Consider the following 19203-nt stretch of genomic DNA (forward strand, 5'->3'; position numbering starts at 1 on the left):
CCGCACGCGGTGAGCGCCCGGATCGCGTCGGGATAACCTGGGACGGTGTCAGGGCAGGCCAGAACCGCGCGGACCGACGTCGTGCTGGTGGGCGCCGGCATCATGAGCGCGACCCTGGGCGCGTTGCTGCGGCGGCTGGAGCCGGACTGGTCGATCACCATCGTGGAGCGGCTGGACGCCGTCGCCGCCGAAAGCAGCAGCCCCTGGAACAACGCCGGCACCGGGCACTCCGCGCTGTGCGAGCTGAACTACACCCCGCAGCACCCCGACGGCTCGATCGACATCACCAAAGCGGTGCGCATCAACGAGCAGTTCCAGGTGACGCGCCAATTCTGGGCGTACGCGGTCGAGAACGGCATCCTGACGGATCGCGGGTTCGTCAACCCCGTCCCGCACGTCAGCTTCGTGCGCGGCGCGCCGGGCGTCGACTACCTGCGGCGGCGCCGGCGCGCGCTGGCCGACAACCCCCTGTTCGCGCGGACCGAGTTGATCGACGACGCGCAAGAGTTCGCGCGACGGCTGCCGTTGATGGCCGCCAAGCGTGACTTTTCCGAGCCGGTCGCGCTCAACTGGGCCGCCGACGGCACCGACGTCGACTTCGGTGCGCTGGCGCGCCAGCTCATCGCCTTCTGCGTGCGGGGCGGCGCCACGGCGCTGTTCGGTCACGAGGTCCGCGACCTGACACGGCAGTCCGACGGCTGGGCGCTGACGATCCGCACCCGCCGGACCCGCCAAAAGCGCCGGCTGAACGCCAAATTCGTCTTCGTCGGCGCCGGCGGGGATGCGTTGCCGCTGTTGCAGCGGTCGGGCATCAAGGAGGTCAAGGGCTTCGCCGGCTTCCCGATCGGCGGGCGGTTCCTGCGGGCCGACAATCCGGCGCTGGTGGCCGCGCACCGCGCCAAGGTGTACGGCGTGCCGGCGCCGGGGGCCCCGCCGCTCGGCGCGCTGCACCTGGACCTTCGGTTCGTCAACGGCAAGTCGTGGCTGGTGTTCGGGCCGTACGCCGGCTGGTCGCCGAAGTTTTTGAAACACGGCCACTTCAGCGACCTGCCCCGCTCGATCAAGCCGGACAACCTGTTGTCGATGCTCGGTGTCGGGGTCACCCAGCTGACACTGGTCAACTACCTCATCGGCCAACTGCGGCTCTCCGAACCCGACCGCGTGCGGATGCTGCGCGACTTCGCGCCCAGCGCAACGGATTCCGACTGGGAGCTGACGGTGGCCGGCCAACGGGTCCAGGTGATCCGCCGCGACAGGCGCAGAGGCGGCGCGCTCGACTTCAACACCACCCTGCTCAGCGCCGCCGACGGCAGCATCGCCGGGCTGCTGGGCGGCTCGCCGGGGGCGTCGACCGCGGTGCCGGCCATGCTCGATGTGCTGGCGCGGTGCTTCGCGCAGCGCTACGACTCGTGGCTGCCCGCGCTGAAGGAGATGGTGCCGTCGCTGGGGGTGGAGCTGTCCCGCGAGCCCGGGCTGTTCGACGAGGTCTGGTCATGGGGCACCAAGGCGTTGCAGCTGGAGGCGTCATGAGCGAATCGCTGCGCCGCGCCTGGTCCAAAGACCTCGACGTCCCAACCCTTTACGAGCTGCTCAAGCTGCGGGTGGAGGTGTTCGTCGTCGAGCAGGCCTGCCCGTACCCGGAGCTGGACGGCCGCGACCTGCTCGCCGAAACCCGGCACTTCTGGCTGGAGACGCCCGACGGCGAGGTGATCTGCACGCTGCGGCTGATGGAGGAGCACGCCGGGGGCGAGAAGGCCTTCCGGATCGGTCGGCTGTGCACCAAGCGCAGCGCACGCGGCCAGGGCCACACCACGCGGCTGCTGCGCGCCGCGCTGGCCGAGGTGGGGGACTACCCGTGCCGCATCGACGCGCAGACCTACCTGGCCGACATGTATGCCCAGCACGGATTCGTCCGCGACGGCGACGATTTCGTCGACGACGGCATCCCGCACGTGCCCATGCTCAAGCCCTCGCGCCCCGGCTCCGGTCCGGCGGAACTGCCGTGAAGCCGTATCCGTTCAGCGCGATCGTCGGGCACGACCAGCTGCGGCTGGCCCTGCTGCTGTGCGCCGTGCGCCCCGAGATCGGCGGCGCGCTGATCCGGGGCGAGAAGGGCACCGCGAAGTCGACGGCCGTGCGCGGGCTTGCGGCGCTGCTGGCCGCCGCGTCGGGACGCGACGCGACCGGCGAGGGCGGCCTTGTCGAAATGCCGCTGGGGGCAACCGAAGACCGGGTGATCGGCTCGCTGGACCTGCAGCGGGTGCTGCGCGACGGCGAGCACGCGTTCTCCCCGGGGCTGCTCGCCCGCGCGCACGGCGGCGTCCTCTACGTCGACGAGGTGAACCTGCTGCACGATCACCTGGTCGACGTGCTGCTCGACGCGGCGGCGATGGGCCGCGTGCACATCGAGCGCGACGGCATCTCGCATTCGCACGAGTCGCGGTTCGTGTTGATCGGCACGATGAATCCCGAGGAGGGCGAGCTGCGCCCGCAACTGCTGGACCGATTCGGCCTGACCGTCGACGTGCGCGCGTCGCGCGACGTCGACGTGCGGACGCAGGTCGTCCGGCGGCGCATGGCCTACGAGGCCGACCCCGACGCGTTCGCCCAGCGCTACGCCGACGCCGACGCCGAGTTGGCCCGCCGGATCGGCGCGGCCCGCGCCCTCGTCGACGACGTGTCGTTGCCCGACAACGAGTTACGGCGCATCGCTGCCCTGTGCGCGGCGTTCGACGTCGACGGCATGCGGGCCGACCTGGTGCTGGCCCGTACCGCCGTCGCGCACGCGGCGTGGCGCGGCGCCACCGTCGTCGAGGAGCAGGACGTCAGGGCCGCCGCCGAACTGGCCCTGCCGCACCGGCGCCGCCGCGACCCGTTCGACGACCCGGGCATCGACCGCGACCAGCTCGACGAGGCCCTGGCGCGGGCCGGCGCCGACGACCCCCAGCCCGACCCCGACCCGCCCGGCGGCGGACAGTCCGCGGATGCGCCTGCGCCACAGCCGAATTCGAAGCCGCAGCGGGCCCCGAACTCGGATGGCGACGACCCGTCCCCCGCAAGCGAGAGGTACCCCCAGCGCCCGGCTTCGCCCCCCGCGCGGTCGTCGACCAGGCCCAGCGCGCCCCCGTCGGCGGCGTTTCGCACCCGGGCGCTGACCGTTCCGGGGGTCGGCGAGGGCGCACCGGGCCGGCGGTCGCGGGCCCGTAACGCCTCCGGCAGCGTGGTCGCGGCGGCCGACGCGGGCGACACGAGCGCCGGCGCGCACGGCCTGCACCTGTTCGCGACCCTGCTCTCGGCCGCCGAGCGCGCCGGGGCTGGGCCGTTGCGGCCGACGCCAGACGACGTGCGCCGGGCCATCCGCGAAGGGCGCGAAGGCAATCTGGTGATCTTCGTCGTCGACGCGTCGGGTTCGATGGCCGCCCGCGATCGCATGGCCGCGGTGAGCGGCGCCACCCTGTCGTTGCTGCGCGACGCCTATCAGCGTCGCGACAAGGTCGCGGTGATCACGTTCCGCGGCCACGGCGCGCGGCTGCTGCTGCCGCCGACGTCCTCGGCGCACATCGCCGGGCGGCGGCTGGCCCGGTTCGACACCGGCGGCAAGACCCCGCTGGCCGAGGGCCTGCTGGCCGCGCGCGAGCTGATCGTCCGGGAGCGGGCGCGCGACCGCGCGCGGCGGCCGCTGGTCGTCGTGCTCACTGACGGCCGGGCCACCGCCGGGCCGGACCCGTTGGGGCGCAGCCGGATCGCGGCGGCGCGCCTGCTCGCCGAGGGGGCCGCCGCGGTGGTCGTCGACTGCGAGACGTCGTACGTGCGGCTGGGTTTGGCGGGCCGGCTAGCCGACCAGCTCGGCGCGCCGGCGGTGCGGCTGGAGCAGCTGCGCGCCGACCACCTGACGCAGGCCGTCCGCAGCGTGGCCTGAGCGAGCGAGGGATAAGCGTCCATGCCACAGGGAAAACCGCTCGGCGTGCCCGACGACGGCCTGACCACCCGCGCGCGGCGCAACACGCCCGTGCTGGCGGTGCACACCGGCGCGGGCAAGGGGAAGTCGACGGCGGCGTTCGGAATGGCGTTGCGGGCGTGGAACGCCGGCCTGCGGGTGGCGGTGTTTCAGTTCGTCAAGAGCGCGAAGTGGAAGGTGGGCGAGGAGGCGGCCTTCGCGCGACTCGGCGAACTGCACGACCGGGACGGCGTGGGCGGGCAAGTCGAATGGCACAAGATGGGTGCCGGCTGGTCGTGGACCCGCAAGGCGGGCAGCGAGATCGATCACGCCGCGGCCGCGGCCGACGGCTGGTCCGAGATCGCGCGCCGGCTGGCCGCGCAGCGCCACGACTTCTACGTGCTCGACGAATTCACCTACCCGCTGAAGTGGGGCTGGGTCGACGTCGACGACGTGGTGGACGTCCTGCTGGCCCGGCCCGGCCACCAGCACGTGGTGATCACCGGACGCGATGCCCCGCCGCGGTTGGTCGAGGCCGCTGATCTGGTCACTGAGATGACCAAGGTCAAGCACCCGATGGACGCCGGGCGCAAGGGGCAGAAGGGCATCGAGTGGTGAGCGTCCCCGCCTGGCCCCGCGAGCGTGCGTGTTTGCACACCGACACGCCGTGTGAGGTGTCATTGTGCGCACGCTCGCCGAGGTGGGTGGGCCAGTGACCAGCGTCCCCGCGGTGGTCATCGCCGCGCCCGCGTCGGGGAGCGGAAAGACCACCGTGGCAACGGGTTTGATCGGCGCTCTGCGCGGGGCGGGCCACAGCGTCGCGCCGTTCAAGGTCGGGCCCGACTTCATCGATCCCGGCTACCACGGCCTGGCGGCCGGGCGGCCCGGCCGCAACCTCGATCCGGTGCTGGTGGGGGAGGGGCTCATCGGCCCGCTCTACGCGCACGGCAGCGGTGGCGCCGACATCGCCGTGATCGAGGGGGTGATGGGGCTGTTCGACGGGCGGATCGGAACGACCGCCCCGGCGGCGGGCTCCACCGCGCACGTCGCGGGCCTGCTGGGTGCCCCCGTGATCCTGGTCATCGACGCGCGCGGCCAGAGCCAGAGCATCGCCGCGCTGCTGCACGGCTTTTCGACGTTCGACGCCGCGACCCGGGTGTGCGGCGTGATCCTCAACCGGGTCGGCTCGGCCCGCCACGAGCACGTGCTGCGCCAGGCATGCGAACAGGCCGGAGTCCCGGTGCTGGGCGCCATCCCCCGCGCCGCCGAATTGGAGCTGCCGACAAGGTATCTCGGGCTCGTGACGGCAGTGGAGTATGGGCGGCACGCCCGGGACGCGGTCGACGCGATGACCACCCTGGTCGCGCGCCACGTCGACCTGGCCGCCGTGGTGGCGGCCGCCCGGTGCGGGTCCGCCGACCGGCCGTGGGACCCGGCGGCAGCGGTGGGCGAGGCGTCGGGCGCGCGCGCCACCGTCGCCATGGCGAGCGGCAAGGCGTTCAGCTTCGGCTACGCCGAGCACGCGGAGCTGCTGCGCGCCGCCGGCGGCGACGTGGCCGAATTCGACCCGCTCGTCGACGCGCTGCCCGACGGCACCGACGCGGTGTTGCTGCCCGGTGGCTTCCCCGAACAGTTCACGGCCGAGCTTTCGGCCAATCGCGTTGTGCGGAAACAGATCAGCGAGCTGGCGGCCGCCGGCGCGCCCGTGCACGCCGAATGCGCCGGGCTGATCTACTTGGTCTCCGAACTCGACGGCCACCCGATGTGCGGGGTGCTGGCCGGTTCGGCCCGGTTCATGCCGCAGCTCACGCTGGCCTATCGCGACGCCGTCGCCGTCGCCGATTCGCCGCTGTACTCGACCGGGCAGCGGGCGGTCGGGCACGAATTCCACCGCACCGCGGTCACTTTCGCCGAGAGGTATCCGCCGGCGTGGGTGTATGGGGCCCGCGCCGCGGACGAGAAAGCTCCGGTCCGGGACGGCGCCGTGCACGCCGGCGTCCACGCGTCGTACCTGCACACCCACCCGGCCGCGGCGCCGGCGGCGGTGGCGCGCTTCGTCGCCCACGCCCGGCTCCGCCGCGCTGGCGATCGCCACTAGGCCGGCGGTGTCGACCCTCTGCGCCCGGCTCCGCCGCGCTGGCGATCGCCACTAGGCCGACGGTGTCGACCCTCTGCGCCCGGCTCCGCCGCGCTGGCGATCGCCACTAGGCTTGGCCGGTGACCGAGAACGCCTACCTGGCCGGATTGCGGCTGGCCGGCAAGAAGGTCGTCGTGGTCGGCGGGGGGACCGTCGCTCAGCGCCGATTGCCGCTCCTCATCGCCAGCGGCGCGGACGTGCTCGTCATCTCGCGGTCCGCCACCCGGGCCGTGGAGGCGATGGAGGGAATCGTCCTGTCGCTGCGCGAATACCGCGACGGCGACCTCGAAGGGGCCTGGTATGCGATCGCGGCCACCGACGACCCGCACGTGAACGCCGCCATCGTCGCCGAGGCCGAACGCCGCCAGATCTTTTGCGTCCGCGCCGACATCGCGGTCGAGGGAACCGCGGTGACCCCGGCGACCTTCAGCTATGCCGGCCTGTCGGTGGGGGTGCTGGCCGGCGGCGAGCACCGGCGGTCCGCGGCGATCCGCTCGGCCATCCGGGAGGCGCTGCAGACGGGGCTCATCACCCCGGAAGGCGCGGCGAGCTCCGACGTGGTGCGCGGTGGGGTGGCGCTGGTCGGCGGCGGTCCCGGCGACCCCGAGCTCATCACGGTGCGCGGCCGCCGCCTGCTCGCCCAGGCCGACGTCGTGGTCGCCGACCGGCTCGCGCCGCCCGAGCTGCTCGCCGAGCTGCCCCCGCACGTCGAAGTGATCGACGCGGCCAAGATCCCGTACGGGCGGGCCATGGCCCAGGACGCGATCAACGACGTGATGATCGAGCGGGCGCGGTCGGGGAGCTTCGTGGTGCGCCTCAAGGGTGGGGACCCGTTCGTCTTCGCGCGCGGGTATGAGGAGGTGCTGGCGTGCGCCGAGGCCGGCGTCCCGGTGACCGTGGTGCCGGGTGTGACGAGTGCCATAGGAGTGCCCGCTCTGGCCGGAGTTCCGGTCACGCATCGGGCGATAAATCACGAATTCGTGGTGGTCAGCGGCCATGTGGCGCCGGGCCATCCCGAATCGTTAGTAAATTGGGACGCACTGGCCGCGATGAGGGGGACCATCGTTTTGCTGATGGCGGTCGAACGCATCGAGCTTTTCGTCGACGTCTTGCTGAACGGCGGCCGACCTGCGGATACGCCGGTGCTGGTGGTCCAGCACGGAACAACGGCAGCTCAGCACACGTTGCGGGCCACCCTCGCCGACACGCCGGAGAAGGTCCGCGCAGAGGGGATCCGACCTCCCGCGATCATCGTGATCGGGGCCGTGGCGGCGTTCGGCATTTAAAAGGATCTTAAGATTACTGTAAGGTAACCCATTATGACGGCTCTCAACGACTCTGAGCGGGCGGTCCAAAACTTGGCATCCGTACGCCCCGATCGTCCGGCCCCGGTGCGCGCAACGCCGCCGGCGGAGACCGCCTCTTCGCGTATCGGCAGGTACTACCCTGCATGGCTCCCTTCCTGGCGCTTCATCGCGGCCGTGATCGCGATCGGTGGCATGCAGTTGCTGGCAACCATGGACAGCACGGTCGCCATCGTCGCGCTTCCTAAGATCCAAAACGAGCTGAGCCTGTCCGACGCCGGCCGCAGCTGGGTCATCACCGCGTACGTGCTGACCTTCGGCGGGCTGATGCTGCTCGGTGGGCGCCTGGGCGACACCATCGGGCGCAAGCGCACGTTCATCGTCGGCGTCGCGCTGTTCACCATCTCCTCCGTGTTGTGCGCGGTCGCCTGGGACGAGGCGACCATGGTCATCGCGCGGTTGCTGCAGGGCATCGGATCGGCCATCGCATCGCCCACCGGCCTGGCGTTGGTGGCGACCACCTTCCCGAAGGGGCCCGCGCGCAACGCCGCGACGGCCGTGTTCGCCGCGATGACCGCCGTCGGCTCGGTGATGGGGCTGGTGGTCGGCGGGGCGCTGACCGAACTGTCCTGGCGGCTGGCGTTTTTGGTCAACGTGCCGATTGGGCTGGTGATGATCTACCTGGCCCGCACCGCCCTGCGGGAAACCAACCGGGAGCGGATGAAGCTCGACGCCACCGGCGCCCTGCTGGCCACGCTCGCGTGCACCGCCGCGGTGTTCGCCTTCTCGATGGGCCCGGAAAAGGGCTGGATCTCGGTCACCACCATCGGCTCGGGGGCGGTGGCGTTGGCCGCCGCGCTGGCCTTCGTGGTGGTCGAGCGCACCGCCGCAAACCCCGTCGTGCCGTTCGCGCTGTTCCGCGACCGCAACCGGCTGGTCACCTTCGCCGCGATCTTTTTGGCCGGCGGGCTCATGTTCAGCCTGACCGTGTGCATCGGCCTGTACGTGCAGGACATCCTCGGCTACAGCGCGTTGCGCGCCGGCGTCGGCTTCATCCCGTTCGTCATCGCGATGGGGATCGGCCTGGGTGTGTCGTCGCAGCTGGTGTCGCGGTTCTCCCCGCGGGTGCTGACGATCGGCGGTGGGCTGCTGCTGTTCTGGGCGATGATCTACGGCTCGTTTCTCATGCATCGGGGCGTGCCCTACTTCCCCAACCTGGTACTGCCCATCATCGTCGGCGGGATCGGGATCGGCATTTGCGTGGTCCCCCTGACTCTGTCGGCGATCGCCGGCGTCGGTTTCGACCAGATCGGCCCCGTGTCGGCCATCGCGCTGATGCTGCAGAGCCTGGGTGGGCCGCTGGTGCTGGCCGTCATCCAGGCCGTGATCACCTCCCGCACGCTGTACCTGGGCGGCACGACCGGCCCGGTCAAGTTCATGACCGACGCTCAGTTGGGTGCGCTGGACCACGGCTACACCTACGGGCTGCTGTGGGTGGCCGGCGTGGCCGTCATCGTCGGCGCCGCGGCGCTGCTCATCGGCTACACGCCCGAACAGGTCGCCCACGCGCAAGAGGTCAAGGAAGCGATAGACGCCGGCGAGCTGTAGCTCCCGGCCGCTCAACCGCGGCGATTTGCGGCCGGACGCCGCCGGTCACTAGGCCGATAGCCAGGCTAGGCTGGCCCGCTGTGATCACCCGGATGTCCGAGCTGTTCCTGCGCACCCTGCGCGACGACCCCGCCGACGCCGAAGTGCCCAGCCACAAACTCCTCATTCGGGCCGGGTACGTCCGGCCCATCGCGCCCGGGCTGTACAGCTGGCTGCCCCTGGGCCTGCGGGTGCTGCGCAAGATCGAGCGGATCGTGCGCGACGAGATGAACGCGATTGGCGGGCAAGAGATCCTGTTCCCGGCCCTGCTGCCGCGCGGCCCGTACGAAACCACCAACCGGTGGACCGAGTACGGCGACGGGGTGTTTCGGCTGCAGGACCGCCGCGGCAGCGACTACCTGCTGGGCCCCACCCACGAGGAGCTCTTCGCGCTGACCGTGAAGGGCGAATACAGCTCCTACAAAGACTTTCCGCTGCTGCTGTTCCAAATCCAGAACAAGTACCGCGACGAGGCGCGGCCGCGGGCCGGCATCCTGCGCGTCCGGGAGTTTTTGATGAAGGACTCCTACTCGTTCGACGTCGACGACGCGGGGCTCAAGGCCGCCTATCACGCGCACCGGGAGGCCTATCAGCGCATCTTCGCCCGGCTGCAGGTGCGCTACGTCATCGTCTCCGCGGTGTCGGGCGCGATGGGCGGCAGCGCGTCCGAGGAGTTCCTGGCCGAGAGCCCCGTCGGTGAGGACACCTTCGTGCGGTGCCTGGAGTCCGGGTATGCGGCCAACGTCGAGGCCGTCATCACCGCCCGGCCCGAGGCGCGCCCGGTCGACGGGCTGCCCGAGGCGGTGGTCCACGACACCGGCGACACCCCCACGATCGCGACCCTGGTGGCCTGGGCCAACACGGCCGACGGGGCCGGTCTCGGCCGCACCGTCACCGCCGCCGACACGCTGAAGAACGTCCTGCTGAAGGTGCGCCAGCCCGGCGGCGAGTGGGAGCTGCTGGCCATCGGGGTGCCCGGCGACCGCGAGGTCGACGACAAGCGGCTCGGCGCGGCGCTGGAACCGGCCGAGTACGCGCTGCTCGACGACGCCGACTTCGCCAGGCATCCGTTCCTGGTGAAGGGTTATATCGGCCCGAAAGCCTTGCGCGACAACGGTGTTCGCTATCTCGTCGACCCGCGGGTGGTCGACGGCACCAGCTGGATCACCGGGGCCGACGAGCCCGGACGCCACGTCGTCGGTCTGGTGGCCGGCCGGGATTTCACGGCCGACGGCACCATCGAGGCCGCCGAGGTGCGCGATGGCGACCCCTCCCCGGACGGCGCCGGCCCGCTGGTATCGGCCCGCGGCATCGAGATCGGCCACATCTTCCAGCTCGGCCGCAAGTACACCGACGCCTTCACCGTCGACGTCCTCGGCGAGGACGGCAAGCCGGTGCGGCTGACCATGGGCTCCTACGGCCTGGGGGTGTCGCGGATGGTGGCCGTCATCGCCGAGCAGCACCACGACGAGCTCGGCCTGCGCTGGCCGTCGTCCGTCGCGCCGTTCGACGTGCACCTGGTGATCGCCAACAAGGACCCCGAGGCCCGCGCCGGGGCGACCGCGCTGGCCGCCGACCTGGACCGGTTGGGCGTCGAGGTGCTGCTCGACGACCGGCAGGCATCGCCCGGGGTGAAGTTCAAGGACGCCGAGCTGCTGGGCGTGCCGTGGATCGTCGTGGTGGGGCGGGGCTGGGCCGACGGCGTGGTCGAGCTGCGCGACCGCTTCGGCGGGCAGACCCGCGAGCTCACCGTCGGGGCGTCCCTGGCCACCGACCTCGCGGCCGCGGTCAACGGGTAGAGCGGATTGTTCGCCGGGGAGTCCGGCAAGGGGTTACGCTGATTTTTTCCCGTCGAGTGCGTCGGTGGGAGGCAGCCGATGTCCTTTGTGATTGCGGCCCCGGACCTGGTGGCGACGGCGGCCTCGGACTTGGCGAGTATCGGCTCGGCGATCGACGCGGCCAACGCCGCCGCGGGTGCCACGACGACTGAATTGTTGGCCGCGGGCGCCGACGAGGTGTCGGCCGCGGTAGCCGCACTTTTCGGCGCGCACGCCCAGGGCTATCAGGCGTTGAGCGCACATGCGATGGCATTTCACGACCAGTTCGTGCGGGCGCTGAACCTGGGCGCCGCGTCATACGCCGGTGCCGAGGCCGCCAACGCCTCGCCCTTGCAGACCCTGGAACAGGACGCGCTGGGGGTGATCAACGCCCCCACCGAGGCGCTGCTGGGGCGCCCGCTGATCGGCGACGGCGCCAACAGCACCACGCCGGGCGTGCCGGGCGGGCCCGGCGGGTTGCTGTTCGGCAACGGCGGCGCCGGTTTCAACGGCACCAGCCCCGGGGTGTCCGGCACGAAGGGCGGGAACGCGGGGTTGATCGGCAATGGCGGGCCAGGTGGGGCCGGAGACGCCGCGGCCAGCGGCGACGGGGGCCGTGGCGGGCTGCTCTATGGCAACGGCGGCGCAAATGACCCAGGCCTTGCCGCAGGCAACGGCGGTAATGGCGGTGGCGGCGGCAACGGTGCGATGCTGATCGGTCTCGGGGGAACCGGCGGTGCGGGCGGAGCAAGTGGCACCGGCACCAACGGTCACGGCGGGAACGGCGGCACCGGCGGCAATGCCATCGTGATCGGCATCGGCGGCACCGGTGGTGCCGGCGGTGGCGGCCCGGGCACTCCAGGCAACCCCGGTGCCGGCGGATCTGGTGGGCTGCTGGGCCAGCACGGCGCGACCGGCCCGCCCGGCTAGTAGCGGCCTACTCGTTGCCGCCCGGGAAACCCGTCGTGATGGGCCAGGCGCCCAGCACCCGGTTCCACCGGGCGGCCATCACCGCGCTCTGGGTCAGGGCCGTCGAGGCGAACGCCCTGTCATCGGCGGTCTCGGCGCGCTCGATGACGGCGCGCCACGCCGTCGCGCCGTCGTTCTCCATGCGCGCCGCCAGCCGGGCCGCGTCGGCCGGGCTGCCCACCAGCATCGGCAGCTGGTAACCGGGCGCGGCGACCGGCGCGTTGACCTTGCGGGCGGCCAGCATCGCGATGACGTCGTCGCGCCGCTGGCGGTGCTGGCCCAGGGCCTCCACCACCATGCCGTTGACGCTGGGCGGCGAGAGCGCCGACACGATGCCGTAGCCGTAGATCGTCGAGTGTTCGACGGCCAACGCGTCGCACAACGCGGCGTTGTCGGCGTCTTTGCCGGACGTCATATCGAGCCCGATGTCATATCGACGGGCCCCCGGGCACCAGCGCGACCTGGTAGGAGGCCGTGCACGACGCGGCGATGGACGCCAGCAGCCCGGAGCGGTAACCCGACTCGGTCGTCACCAGGCGCCCGGCGCTCTCGGCCGACGCGCGCAGCGAATTGATCACGTCGGACACCGGCGGCGGAGGCGGCGGCGGGCCCGGCTCGGCCTGACCGGAGCTCGTGCTCGGGGGGGTCGTCTCGCTCGATGAGGACGTGAGCTTGCCGGCGGCCCGCGCGATCTCCGTGGACAGGGCGCGGGCATGCGCGGCGCGCTGGGTGGCGACCACGGTCAACGCGGCCGCGATCTGGGGCGCGACGCCGACGGCCGCCGCGGCGGCACCGGCGAGCGCGCTGTCCTTGCGGGCCTGGTCCAACGGCCCCAGCAGGTTCTCCACGGCGGGCGGCTTGGGCGGGGACTCGCCGCAGGCGGATGCGACCACCCCGAACGCAGCAAGGGCCGCGGCACCGGCGAGCACACCCCGCCTGTTGGTGACGGGTACTGCGCTAGGCACAGCAACATCCTGCCATCGGCGGGCCCGGTCACGCCGGAGGGCAGGTCCAAGGACTTCGACCATGCGGCGATCCCGCCGTCATAGGCGATTCCTGGCGTATCGTGGATAGCTGACTCAGAGCGGAAGCCGCTCGGAAGCCAGCCGGGTGGCGACATCCGACCGATGACCGGACAACTCAAGATGAGGAGCTCGCCGTGACCACCGGGCTACCTTCGCAGACGCAGGTGATCGAGCTACTCGGCGGTGAGTTCGCGCGCGCCGGTTACGAAATCGAAGACGTGGTCATCGATACCCGGGCAAGGCCGCCCCGGATCACCGTGATCGCCGACGGCGACGACCCCCTGGACCTCGACACGGTGGCAACCCTGTCGCGTTCGGCCTCGGCGTTGCTGGACGGACTGGAAAACACCGCGGACCGCTATGTGCTCGAGGTGAGTTCACCCGGTGTGGACCGCCCCCTGACCAGCTCCAAGCACTTCCGTCGCGCCCGTGGCCGCAAAGTCGAGCTCGCGTTGTCGGACGGGTCGCAGCTGACTGGTCGCCTCGGCGAGACCCGCGACGACACCGTCGCCCTGGTGGTCCGCGCGGGCAAGGACTGGACGGTACGCGAAATCCCGCTCGCTGAAATCGTGAAAGCTGTTGTGCAAGTTGAGTTTACGCCCCCAGCGTCCGCGGAGCTGGAGCTGGCTGGGGCGTTCCGGGGTCGGCCCGATGGAACGGAGGCCGGAGCATGAACATCGACATGGCCGCGCTGCATGCGATCGAGGTGGACCGGGGCATCTCGGTCAACGAGCTGCTCGAGACCATCAAATCCGCGCTGTTGACCGCCTATCGGCACACCCAGGGCCACCAGATGGACGCGCGCATCGAGATCGACCGCAAGACCGGCGTCGTTCGCGTGATCGCCTGCGAGACCGACGAGGACGGCAACGTCATCAGCGAATGGGACGACACCCCCGAGGGTTTCGGCCGCATCGCCGCCACGACCGCACGCCAGGTCATGCTGCAGCGATTCCGGGACGCCGAAAACGAGCGGACCTACGGCGAGTTCTCCACCCGGGAGGGGGAGATCGTCGCGGGCGTCATCCAGCGCGACAGCCGGGCCAACGCCCGCGGGCTGGTCGTGGTGCGGATGGGCACCGAAACGAAGGCGTCCGAGGGCGTCATCCCGGCCGCCGAACAGGTCCCCGGCGAAAGCTACGAGCACGGCAACCGGGTCCGCTGCTACGTCGTCGGCGTGACGCGCGGGGCCCGCGAGCCACTGATCACGCTGTCGCGCACCCACCCCAACCTGGTGCGCAAGCTGTTCTCGCTGGAAGTCCCCGAAATCGCCGACGGATCGGTGGAGATCGTGGCGGTGGCCCGCGAGGCCGGCCATCGCTCCAAGATCGCGGTGCGCTCGAACGTTCCCGGCCTGAACGCCAAGGGTGCCTGCATCGGCCCGATGGGTCAGCGGGTCCGCAACGTGATGAGCGAGCTGTCCGGGGAGAAGATCGACATCATCGACTACGACGAGGACCCGGCCCGCTTCGTCGCCAACGCGCTGTCTCCGGCCAAGGTGGTCTCCGTGTCGGTCATCGACCAGACCGGCCGGGCCGCCCGCGTGGTGGTGCCCGACTTCCAGTTGTCGCTGGCCATCGGCAAGGAGGGCCAGAACGCCCGGCTTGCCGCGCGGCTCACCGGCTGGCGCATCGACATCCGCGGGGATTCCCCGGGGCACGCCGAGAGCCAGTCCGAACACGGCGCCGGCCATCCGGTGGGGCACGACCGCTAGGCCCGGCGTCGGCTGGTTCTGAGCTCCCGTCGAAGGAGGCTAGACTGAGCCGTGATCCAGCGCGAGCCTTCGGTCTTGGCGCACAGAAGCACCGATGGACCGGTGCGGACGTGTGTGGGGTGCCGAAAGCGAGAGCTGGCCGCCGAACTGCTTCGCGTGGTGGCTGTGTCGACGGGGAACGGCGAGTACGCCGCGATCGTTGACGACAGGAGTAGCCTGCCGGGGCGGGGTGCATGGCTGCATCCCGTGCCACAGTGCGCGCAACAGGCGATTCGGCGGCGGGCTTTCACCAAAGCGTTGCGCATCACCGGTCCACTGGACACCTCCGCGGTGGTCGAGCACTTGGAGTGCACGGCTCGCGCGGCGACAGAAGAGGCAGCAAAGAACATGAGCACACCGTGAAGTCCCGATGACAATGCGTCATAGCTAAACCCGAGGCGCGGCCCACTGCTGTCGCCTCATAGACAGGAGATGTAGTGGCAGGTAAGGCCCGCGTACACGAGTTGGCTAAGGAACTCGGTGTCACCAGCAAGGAAGTCCTCGCCCGACTGAATGAACAGGGCGAATTCGTCAAATCCGCATCCTCGACGGTGGAGGCACCGGTGGCTCGCCGGCTGCGGGAGTCCTTCGGGGGCGGCAAGCCGGCGCCCGGCAAGGCCTCTGAAAAGGCAGCCAAGGGTCCGGACAAATCCCTCGACAAAGCGCTCGACAAGGCGATCAGCAAGCCCGCCGGGAACGGCGAGGCGCCCGCCGCGCCCGCGCAGCCGGCCGCCGGCGGGGTGGCTGCCGCGGCGCAGGGCGCCCCGGCCGCGACGGCCGAAGCGCCGGCCGCGTCCGCCGCTCCGCCCGCACCCGCGCGGCCACAGCCCGGGCAGCCGGCGGCNCCGTTGCCGTGCGGCAACCGCACGCCGCCGACGACCGGCGCCTGCATGTTCTCGTACTCGGCGCGTTTTGCCCGCTTGGACTTGCGGCCGCGCCGCGGCGCACCGCCGGGACGGCCGAACGCGCCGGCGGCGCCGCCGCGCTGGCCGGGACGACCACCACCGCCGCCACCGCCGCCACCGGGACGGCCGCGGAAACCGCCGGCACCGCCGGGCGGCCCCGGCGGCCGCTCCGACGGTGGCGGCGGCAACTACCGCGGCGGCGGCAGCGGAGTCGGCGCCCCGCCCGGCGGTGGCGGCGGTTTCCGCGGCCGTCCCGGTGGCGGCGGTGGCGGCGGTGGTGGTCGTCCCGGCCAGCGCGGCGGCGCCGCCGGCGCGTTCGGCCGTCCCGGCGGTGCGCCGCGGCGCGGCCGCAAGTCCAAGCGGGCAAAACGCGCCGAGTACGAGAACATGCAGGCGCCGGTCGTCGGCGGCGTGCGGTTGCCGCACGGCAACGGCGAGACGATCCGGCTGGCCCGCGGCGCGTCGCTGAGCGACTTCGCCGAGAAGATCGACGCCAACCCGGCCTCGCTGGTGCAGGCGCTGTTCAACCTCGGCGAGATGGTGACGGCCACGCAATCGGTCGGCGACGAGACGCTCGAGCTGCTCGGCAGCGAGATGAACTACGTCGTGCAGGTCGTCAGCCCGGAGGACGAGGACCGCGAGCTGCTGGAATCCTTCGACCTGACCTACGGCGAGGACGAGGGCGGCGAGGAGCACCTGCAGACCCGTCCGCCGGTGGTGACCGTCATGGGTCACGTCGACCACGGTAAAACGCGGCTGCTGGACACCATCCGCAAGGCCAGCGTCCGCGAGGGTGAGGCCGGCGGCATCACGCAGCACATCGGCGCCTACCAGGTCTCCGTCGACCTCGACGGCACCGAACGGCCGATCACCTTCATCGACACCCCGGGTCACGAGGCGTTCACCGCCATGCGTGCCCGCGGTGCGAAGGCCACCGACATCGCCATCCTGGTGGTGGCCGCCGACGACGGCGTCATGCCGCAGACGGTGGAGGCCATCAACCACGCGCAGGCGGCCGACGTGCCGATCGTCGTGGCGGTCAACAAGATCGACAAGGAGGGCGCCGACCCGGCAAAGATCCGCGGTCAGCTCACCGAGTTCGGGCTTGTCGCCGAGGATTTCGGTGGCGACACGATGTTCGTGGACATCTCCGCCAAGGAGGGCACCAACATCGAGGCCCTCGAGGAGGCGGTGCTGTTGACCGCCGACGCCGCGCTGGACCTGCGGGCCAACCCCGACATGGAGGCCCAGGGTGTGGCGATCGAGGCGCACCTGGACCGCGGCCGCGGGCCGGTCGCCACGGTCCTGATCCAACGCGGCACGCTGCGCGTCGGTGACTCGGTGGTCGCCGGCGACGCCTACGGTCGCGTCCGGCGCATGGTCGACGAGCATGGCGAGGACGTCGAGGAGGCGTTGCCGTCGCGGCCGGTGCAGGTCATCGGGTTCACGTCGGTGCCCGGCGCCGGTGACAACTTCCTGGTGGTCGACGAGGACCGCATCGCGCGGCAGATCGCCGACCGGCGCAGCGCCCGCAAGCGCAACGCCCTGGCGGCACGCAGCCGCAAGCGGATCAGCCTGGAGGACCTGGACTCGGCGCTGAAGGAAACCAGCCAGCTGAACCTGATCCTGAAGGGCGACAACGCCGGTACGGTCGAGGCGCTGGAGGAGGCCCTGATGGGCATCCAGGTCGACGACGAGGTGGCGCTGCGCGTCATCGACCGCGGCGTCGGTGGCATCACCGAGACCAACGTCAACCTGGCGTCGGCCTCGGACGCGATCATCATCGGCTTCAACGTGCGCGCGGAGGGCAAGGCGACCGAGCTGGCCAACCGCGAGGGCGTCGAGATCCGCTATTACTCGGTGATCTACCAGGCGATCGACGAGATCGAAAAGGCCCTGCGCGGCATGCTCAAGCCGATCTACGAGGAGAACGAGCTGGGGCGCGCCGAGATCCGGGCGATCTTCCGGTCCTCGAAGGTCGGCATCATCGCCGGCTGCATGATCAGCTCCGGTGTGGTGCGCCGCAACGCGAAGGCCCGGCTGCTGCGGGACAACATCGTGGTGGCCGACAACCTGTCGATCACCTCGCTGCGCCGGGAGAAGGACGATGTCACCGAGGTCCGCGAGGGCTTCGAATGCGGTATGACGCTGGGCTACTCCGACATCAAGGAAGGCGACATCATCGAGTCCTACGAGCTGGTCCAGAAGGAGCGCGCCTAATGCCCGACCCCGCGCGGGCGCGACGGTTGGCGAAACGGATCTTCACGATCGTCGCCTCGGCGATCGAGTTCGAGATCAAGGATCCGGGGCTGGACGGGGTGACCATCGTCGACGCGAAGGTCACCGCCGACCTGCACGACGCGACCGTGTTCTACACGGTGATGGGGCGCACGCTCGACGACGAGCCCGACTACGCCGCCGCCGCGGCCGCGCTGGAGCGGGCCAAGGGCGCGCTGCGCACCATGGTCGGGGCCGGCACCGGGGTGCGCTTCACGCCGACGCTGACGTTCAGCCGGGACACGACCGCCGACAGCGTGCAGCGGATGGACGAGTTGCTGGAACGCGCCCGCGCCGCGGACGCCGACCTGGAACGGGTCCGCTCCGGCGCCAAGCCGGCCGGTGACGCCGATCCATATCGCGTGAGGGACACCGGTGACGGCGATCGATCCGAAGACTGACGTGGCGGGCGCCGGCGCGCGCGTCGACGCCCTCGGCGCCGTCGAGCTGTTGGCGGGCGCCGCGACGATCGCGGTGGTCTGCCACGTCCACCCCGACGCCGACACCATCGGCGCGGGGTTGGCGCTGGCCCTGGTCCTGGACAAGTGCGGCAAGCGCGTCGAGGTCGGCTTCGCCGCGCCGGCGAGCCTGCCCGAATCGCTGGCGTCGCTGCCCGGATGTCACCTGCTGGTCAGCCCCGAAGGGATGAGCCGCGACGTCGATTTGGTTGTGACCGTTGATGTTCCGAGCGTCAAGCGGCTGGGGGAGCTGAGCGACCTGGCCGGTCCCGGCCAGCCGCTGCTGGTCGTCGACCACCACGCCTCCAACGAGATGTTCGGCAGCGCCAACTTCATCGACGTGGGGGCCGATTCCACCACGATGATGGTCGCCGACATCCTCGACGCCTGGGGCAAGCCGATCGATGTGGATGTGGCGCACTGCATTTACGCCGGGCTGACGACCGACACCGGGTCGTTTCGCTGGGCCAGCGCCCGCGCGCTGCGGCTGGCGGCCCGGCTGGTCGACGTCGGCGTCGACAACGCCGCGATCAGCCGCACGCTGATGGACACGCACCCGTTCGGCTGGCTGCCGCTGCTGTCGCGGGTGTTGGGCTCGGCGCGGCTGTTGCCCGACGCGGTCGGCGGTCGAGGGCTGGTCTACGCCGTCGTCGGGCATCGGGACTGGATCGACTCTCGCCCAGAGGAAGTAGAGAGCATCGTCGACATCGTGCGGACCACGCAGCAGGCGGAGGTGGCAGCCGTCTTCAAGGAGGTCGACCCCCAGCGGTGGTCGGTGTCGATGCGGGCCAAGGCCGACGTGGACCTGGCGGCGGTCGCGTCGGAGTTCGGCGGCGGCGGTCATCGGCTGGCCGCCGGCTACTCGACCGACGGCTCGATCGAGGACGCCGTGGCGTCGCTGTGCGCGGCGCTGGGCTGAACCCGAGCGCCCGCTTTCTCCTCACCTCGCTGCGCGAGCTGCTTCGTCACCGGGC

16 protein-coding genes and 1 pseudogene are annotated in these 19203 nt (G+C 71.3%); 15 read left to right on the top strand and 2 right to left on the bottom strand.

What is annotated here, in order from left to right; genetic code table 11:
• Positions 1-45 precede the first annotated feature (45 nt).
• From mqo to MTAB308_RS30240, 9 genes and pseudogenes are all read left to right on the top strand, one after another.
• Positions 46-1530, top strand: a complete 1485-nt coding sequence (gene mqo, locus MTAB308_RS05185) for a malate dehydrogenase (quinone) (protein WP_077098463.1) — start codon at positions 46-48, stop codon at positions 1528-1530.
• The gene (locus MTAB308_RS05190; RefSeq protein WP_077098464.1) at positions 1527-2006 is read left to right on the top strand and encodes a GNAT family N-acetyltransferase; all 480 of its coding nucleotides are present in this window, start codon (positions 1527-1529) and stop codon (positions 2004-2006) included. Before mqo ends, MTAB308_RS05190 begins: the two co-directional genes overlap by 4 nt.
• Positions 2003-3919, top strand: a complete 1917-nt coding sequence (locus MTAB308_RS05195; protein WP_077098465.1) for a magnesium chelatase subunit D family protein — start codon at positions 2003-2005, stop codon at positions 3917-3919. Before MTAB308_RS05190 ends, MTAB308_RS05195 begins: the two co-directional genes overlap by 4 nt.
• Before the next feature lie 21 nt (positions 3920-3940).
• Positions 3941-4555, top strand: coding sequence for a cob(I)yrinic acid a,c-diamide adenosyltransferase (cobO, locus tag MTAB308_RS05200; protein ID WP_077098466.1), 615 nt, complete (start codon positions 3941-3943; stop codon positions 4553-4555).
• Positions 4556-4649: 94 nt separating this feature from the next.
• On the top strand, positions 4650-6035 hold the full coding sequence (locus MTAB308_RS05205) for a cobyrinic acid a,c-diamide synthase CobB (RefSeq protein ID WP_077098467.1): 1386 nt from the start codon (positions 4650-4652) through the stop codon (positions 6033-6035).
• Between the two features lie 119 nt (positions 6036-6154).
• Positions 6155-7360 carry a uroporphyrinogen-III C-methyltransferase gene (gene cobA, locus MTAB308_RS05215; protein WP_077098468.1) on the top strand — a complete coding sequence of 402 codons (1206 nt, stop codon included), beginning with the start codon at positions 6155-6157 and terminating at the stop codon, positions 7358-7360.
• Between the two features lie 33 nt (positions 7361-7393).
• Complete coding sequence (locus MTAB308_RS05220; protein ID WP_077098469.1) at positions 7394-8986, top strand: MFS transporter; 1593 nt, start codon at positions 7394-7396, stop codon at positions 8984-8986.
• An 80-nt stretch (positions 8987-9066) separates the two neighbouring features.
• Positions 9067-10824, top strand: a complete 1758-nt coding sequence (locus MTAB308_RS05225) for a proline--tRNA ligase (protein ID WP_077098470.1) — start codon at positions 9067-9069, stop codon at positions 10822-10824.
• 78 nt (positions 10825-10902) lie between these two features.
• A pseudogene (locus MTAB308_RS30240) lies at positions 10903-11769 on the top strand (PE family protein); the annotation flags it as partial.
• Between the two features lie 10 nt (positions 11770-11779).
• Here MTAB308_RS30240 and MTAB308_RS05235 read toward each other — a convergent pair.
• Complete coding sequence (locus MTAB308_RS05235) at positions 11780-12226, bottom strand: ferritin-like domain-containing protein (RefSeq protein WP_077098471.1); 447 nt, start codon at positions 12224-12226, stop codon at positions 11780-11782.
• 13 nt (positions 12227-12239) lie between these two features.
• Complete coding sequence (locus tag MTAB308_RS05240) at positions 12240-12776, bottom strand: hypothetical protein (RefSeq protein ID WP_077098472.1); 537 nt, start codon at positions 12774-12776, stop codon at positions 12240-12242.
• Positions 12777-12970: 194 nt separating this feature from the next.
• Between MTAB308_RS05240 and rimP the strand changes: the two genes are divergently transcribed.
• The 6 genes from rimP to MTAB308_RS05270 all read left to right on the top strand — a co-directional run bounded on the left by rimP (position 12971) and on the right by MTAB308_RS05270 (position 19148).
• Entirely contained in the window at positions 12971-13510 is a 540-nt protein-coding gene (gene rimP, locus MTAB308_RS05245; protein WP_077098473.1) for a ribosome maturation factor RimP, read from the top strand.
• Positions 13507-14550 (top strand): transcription termination factor NusA, encoded by a 1044-nt coding sequence (gene nusA / locus MTAB308_RS05250; protein WP_077098474.1) that lies wholly within the window; start codon positions 13507-13509, stop codon positions 14548-14550. The genes rimP and nusA overlap by 4 nt, the downstream gene beginning before the upstream one ends.
• A gap of 165 nt (positions 14551-14715) precedes the next feature.
• Positions 14716-14952 carry a YlxR family protein gene (locus MTAB308_RS05255; protein WP_342744143.1) on the top strand — a complete coding sequence of 79 codons (237 nt, stop codon included), beginning with the start codon at positions 14716-14718 and terminating at the stop codon, positions 14950-14952.
• A 74-nt stretch (positions 14953-15026) separates the two neighbouring features.
• Complete coding sequence (gene infB, locus MTAB308_RS05260; protein ID WP_077098475.1) at positions 15027-17714, top strand: translation initiation factor IF-2; 2688 nt, start codon at positions 15027-15029, stop codon at positions 17712-17714.
• Positions 17714-18172 carry a 30S ribosome-binding factor RbfA gene (gene rbfA / locus MTAB308_RS05265; RefSeq protein WP_077098476.1) on the top strand — a complete coding sequence of 153 codons (459 nt, stop codon included), beginning with the start codon at positions 17714-17716 and terminating at the stop codon, positions 18170-18172. The genes infB and rbfA overlap by 1 nt, the downstream gene beginning before the upstream one ends.
• The gene (locus tag MTAB308_RS05270) at positions 18147-19148 is read left to right on the top strand and encodes a DHH family phosphoesterase (protein ID WP_077098477.1); all 1002 of its coding nucleotides are present in this window, start codon (positions 18147-18149) and stop codon (positions 19146-19148) included. Before rbfA ends, MTAB308_RS05270 begins: the two co-directional genes overlap by 26 nt.
• Positions 19149-19203 lie beyond the last annotated feature (55 nt).

The organism is Mycobacterium terramassiliense, assembly GCF_900157385.1.
GTDB classification, from domain to species: Bacteria; Actinomycetota; Actinomycetes; order Mycobacteriales; family Mycobacteriaceae; genus Mycobacterium; species Mycobacterium terramassiliense.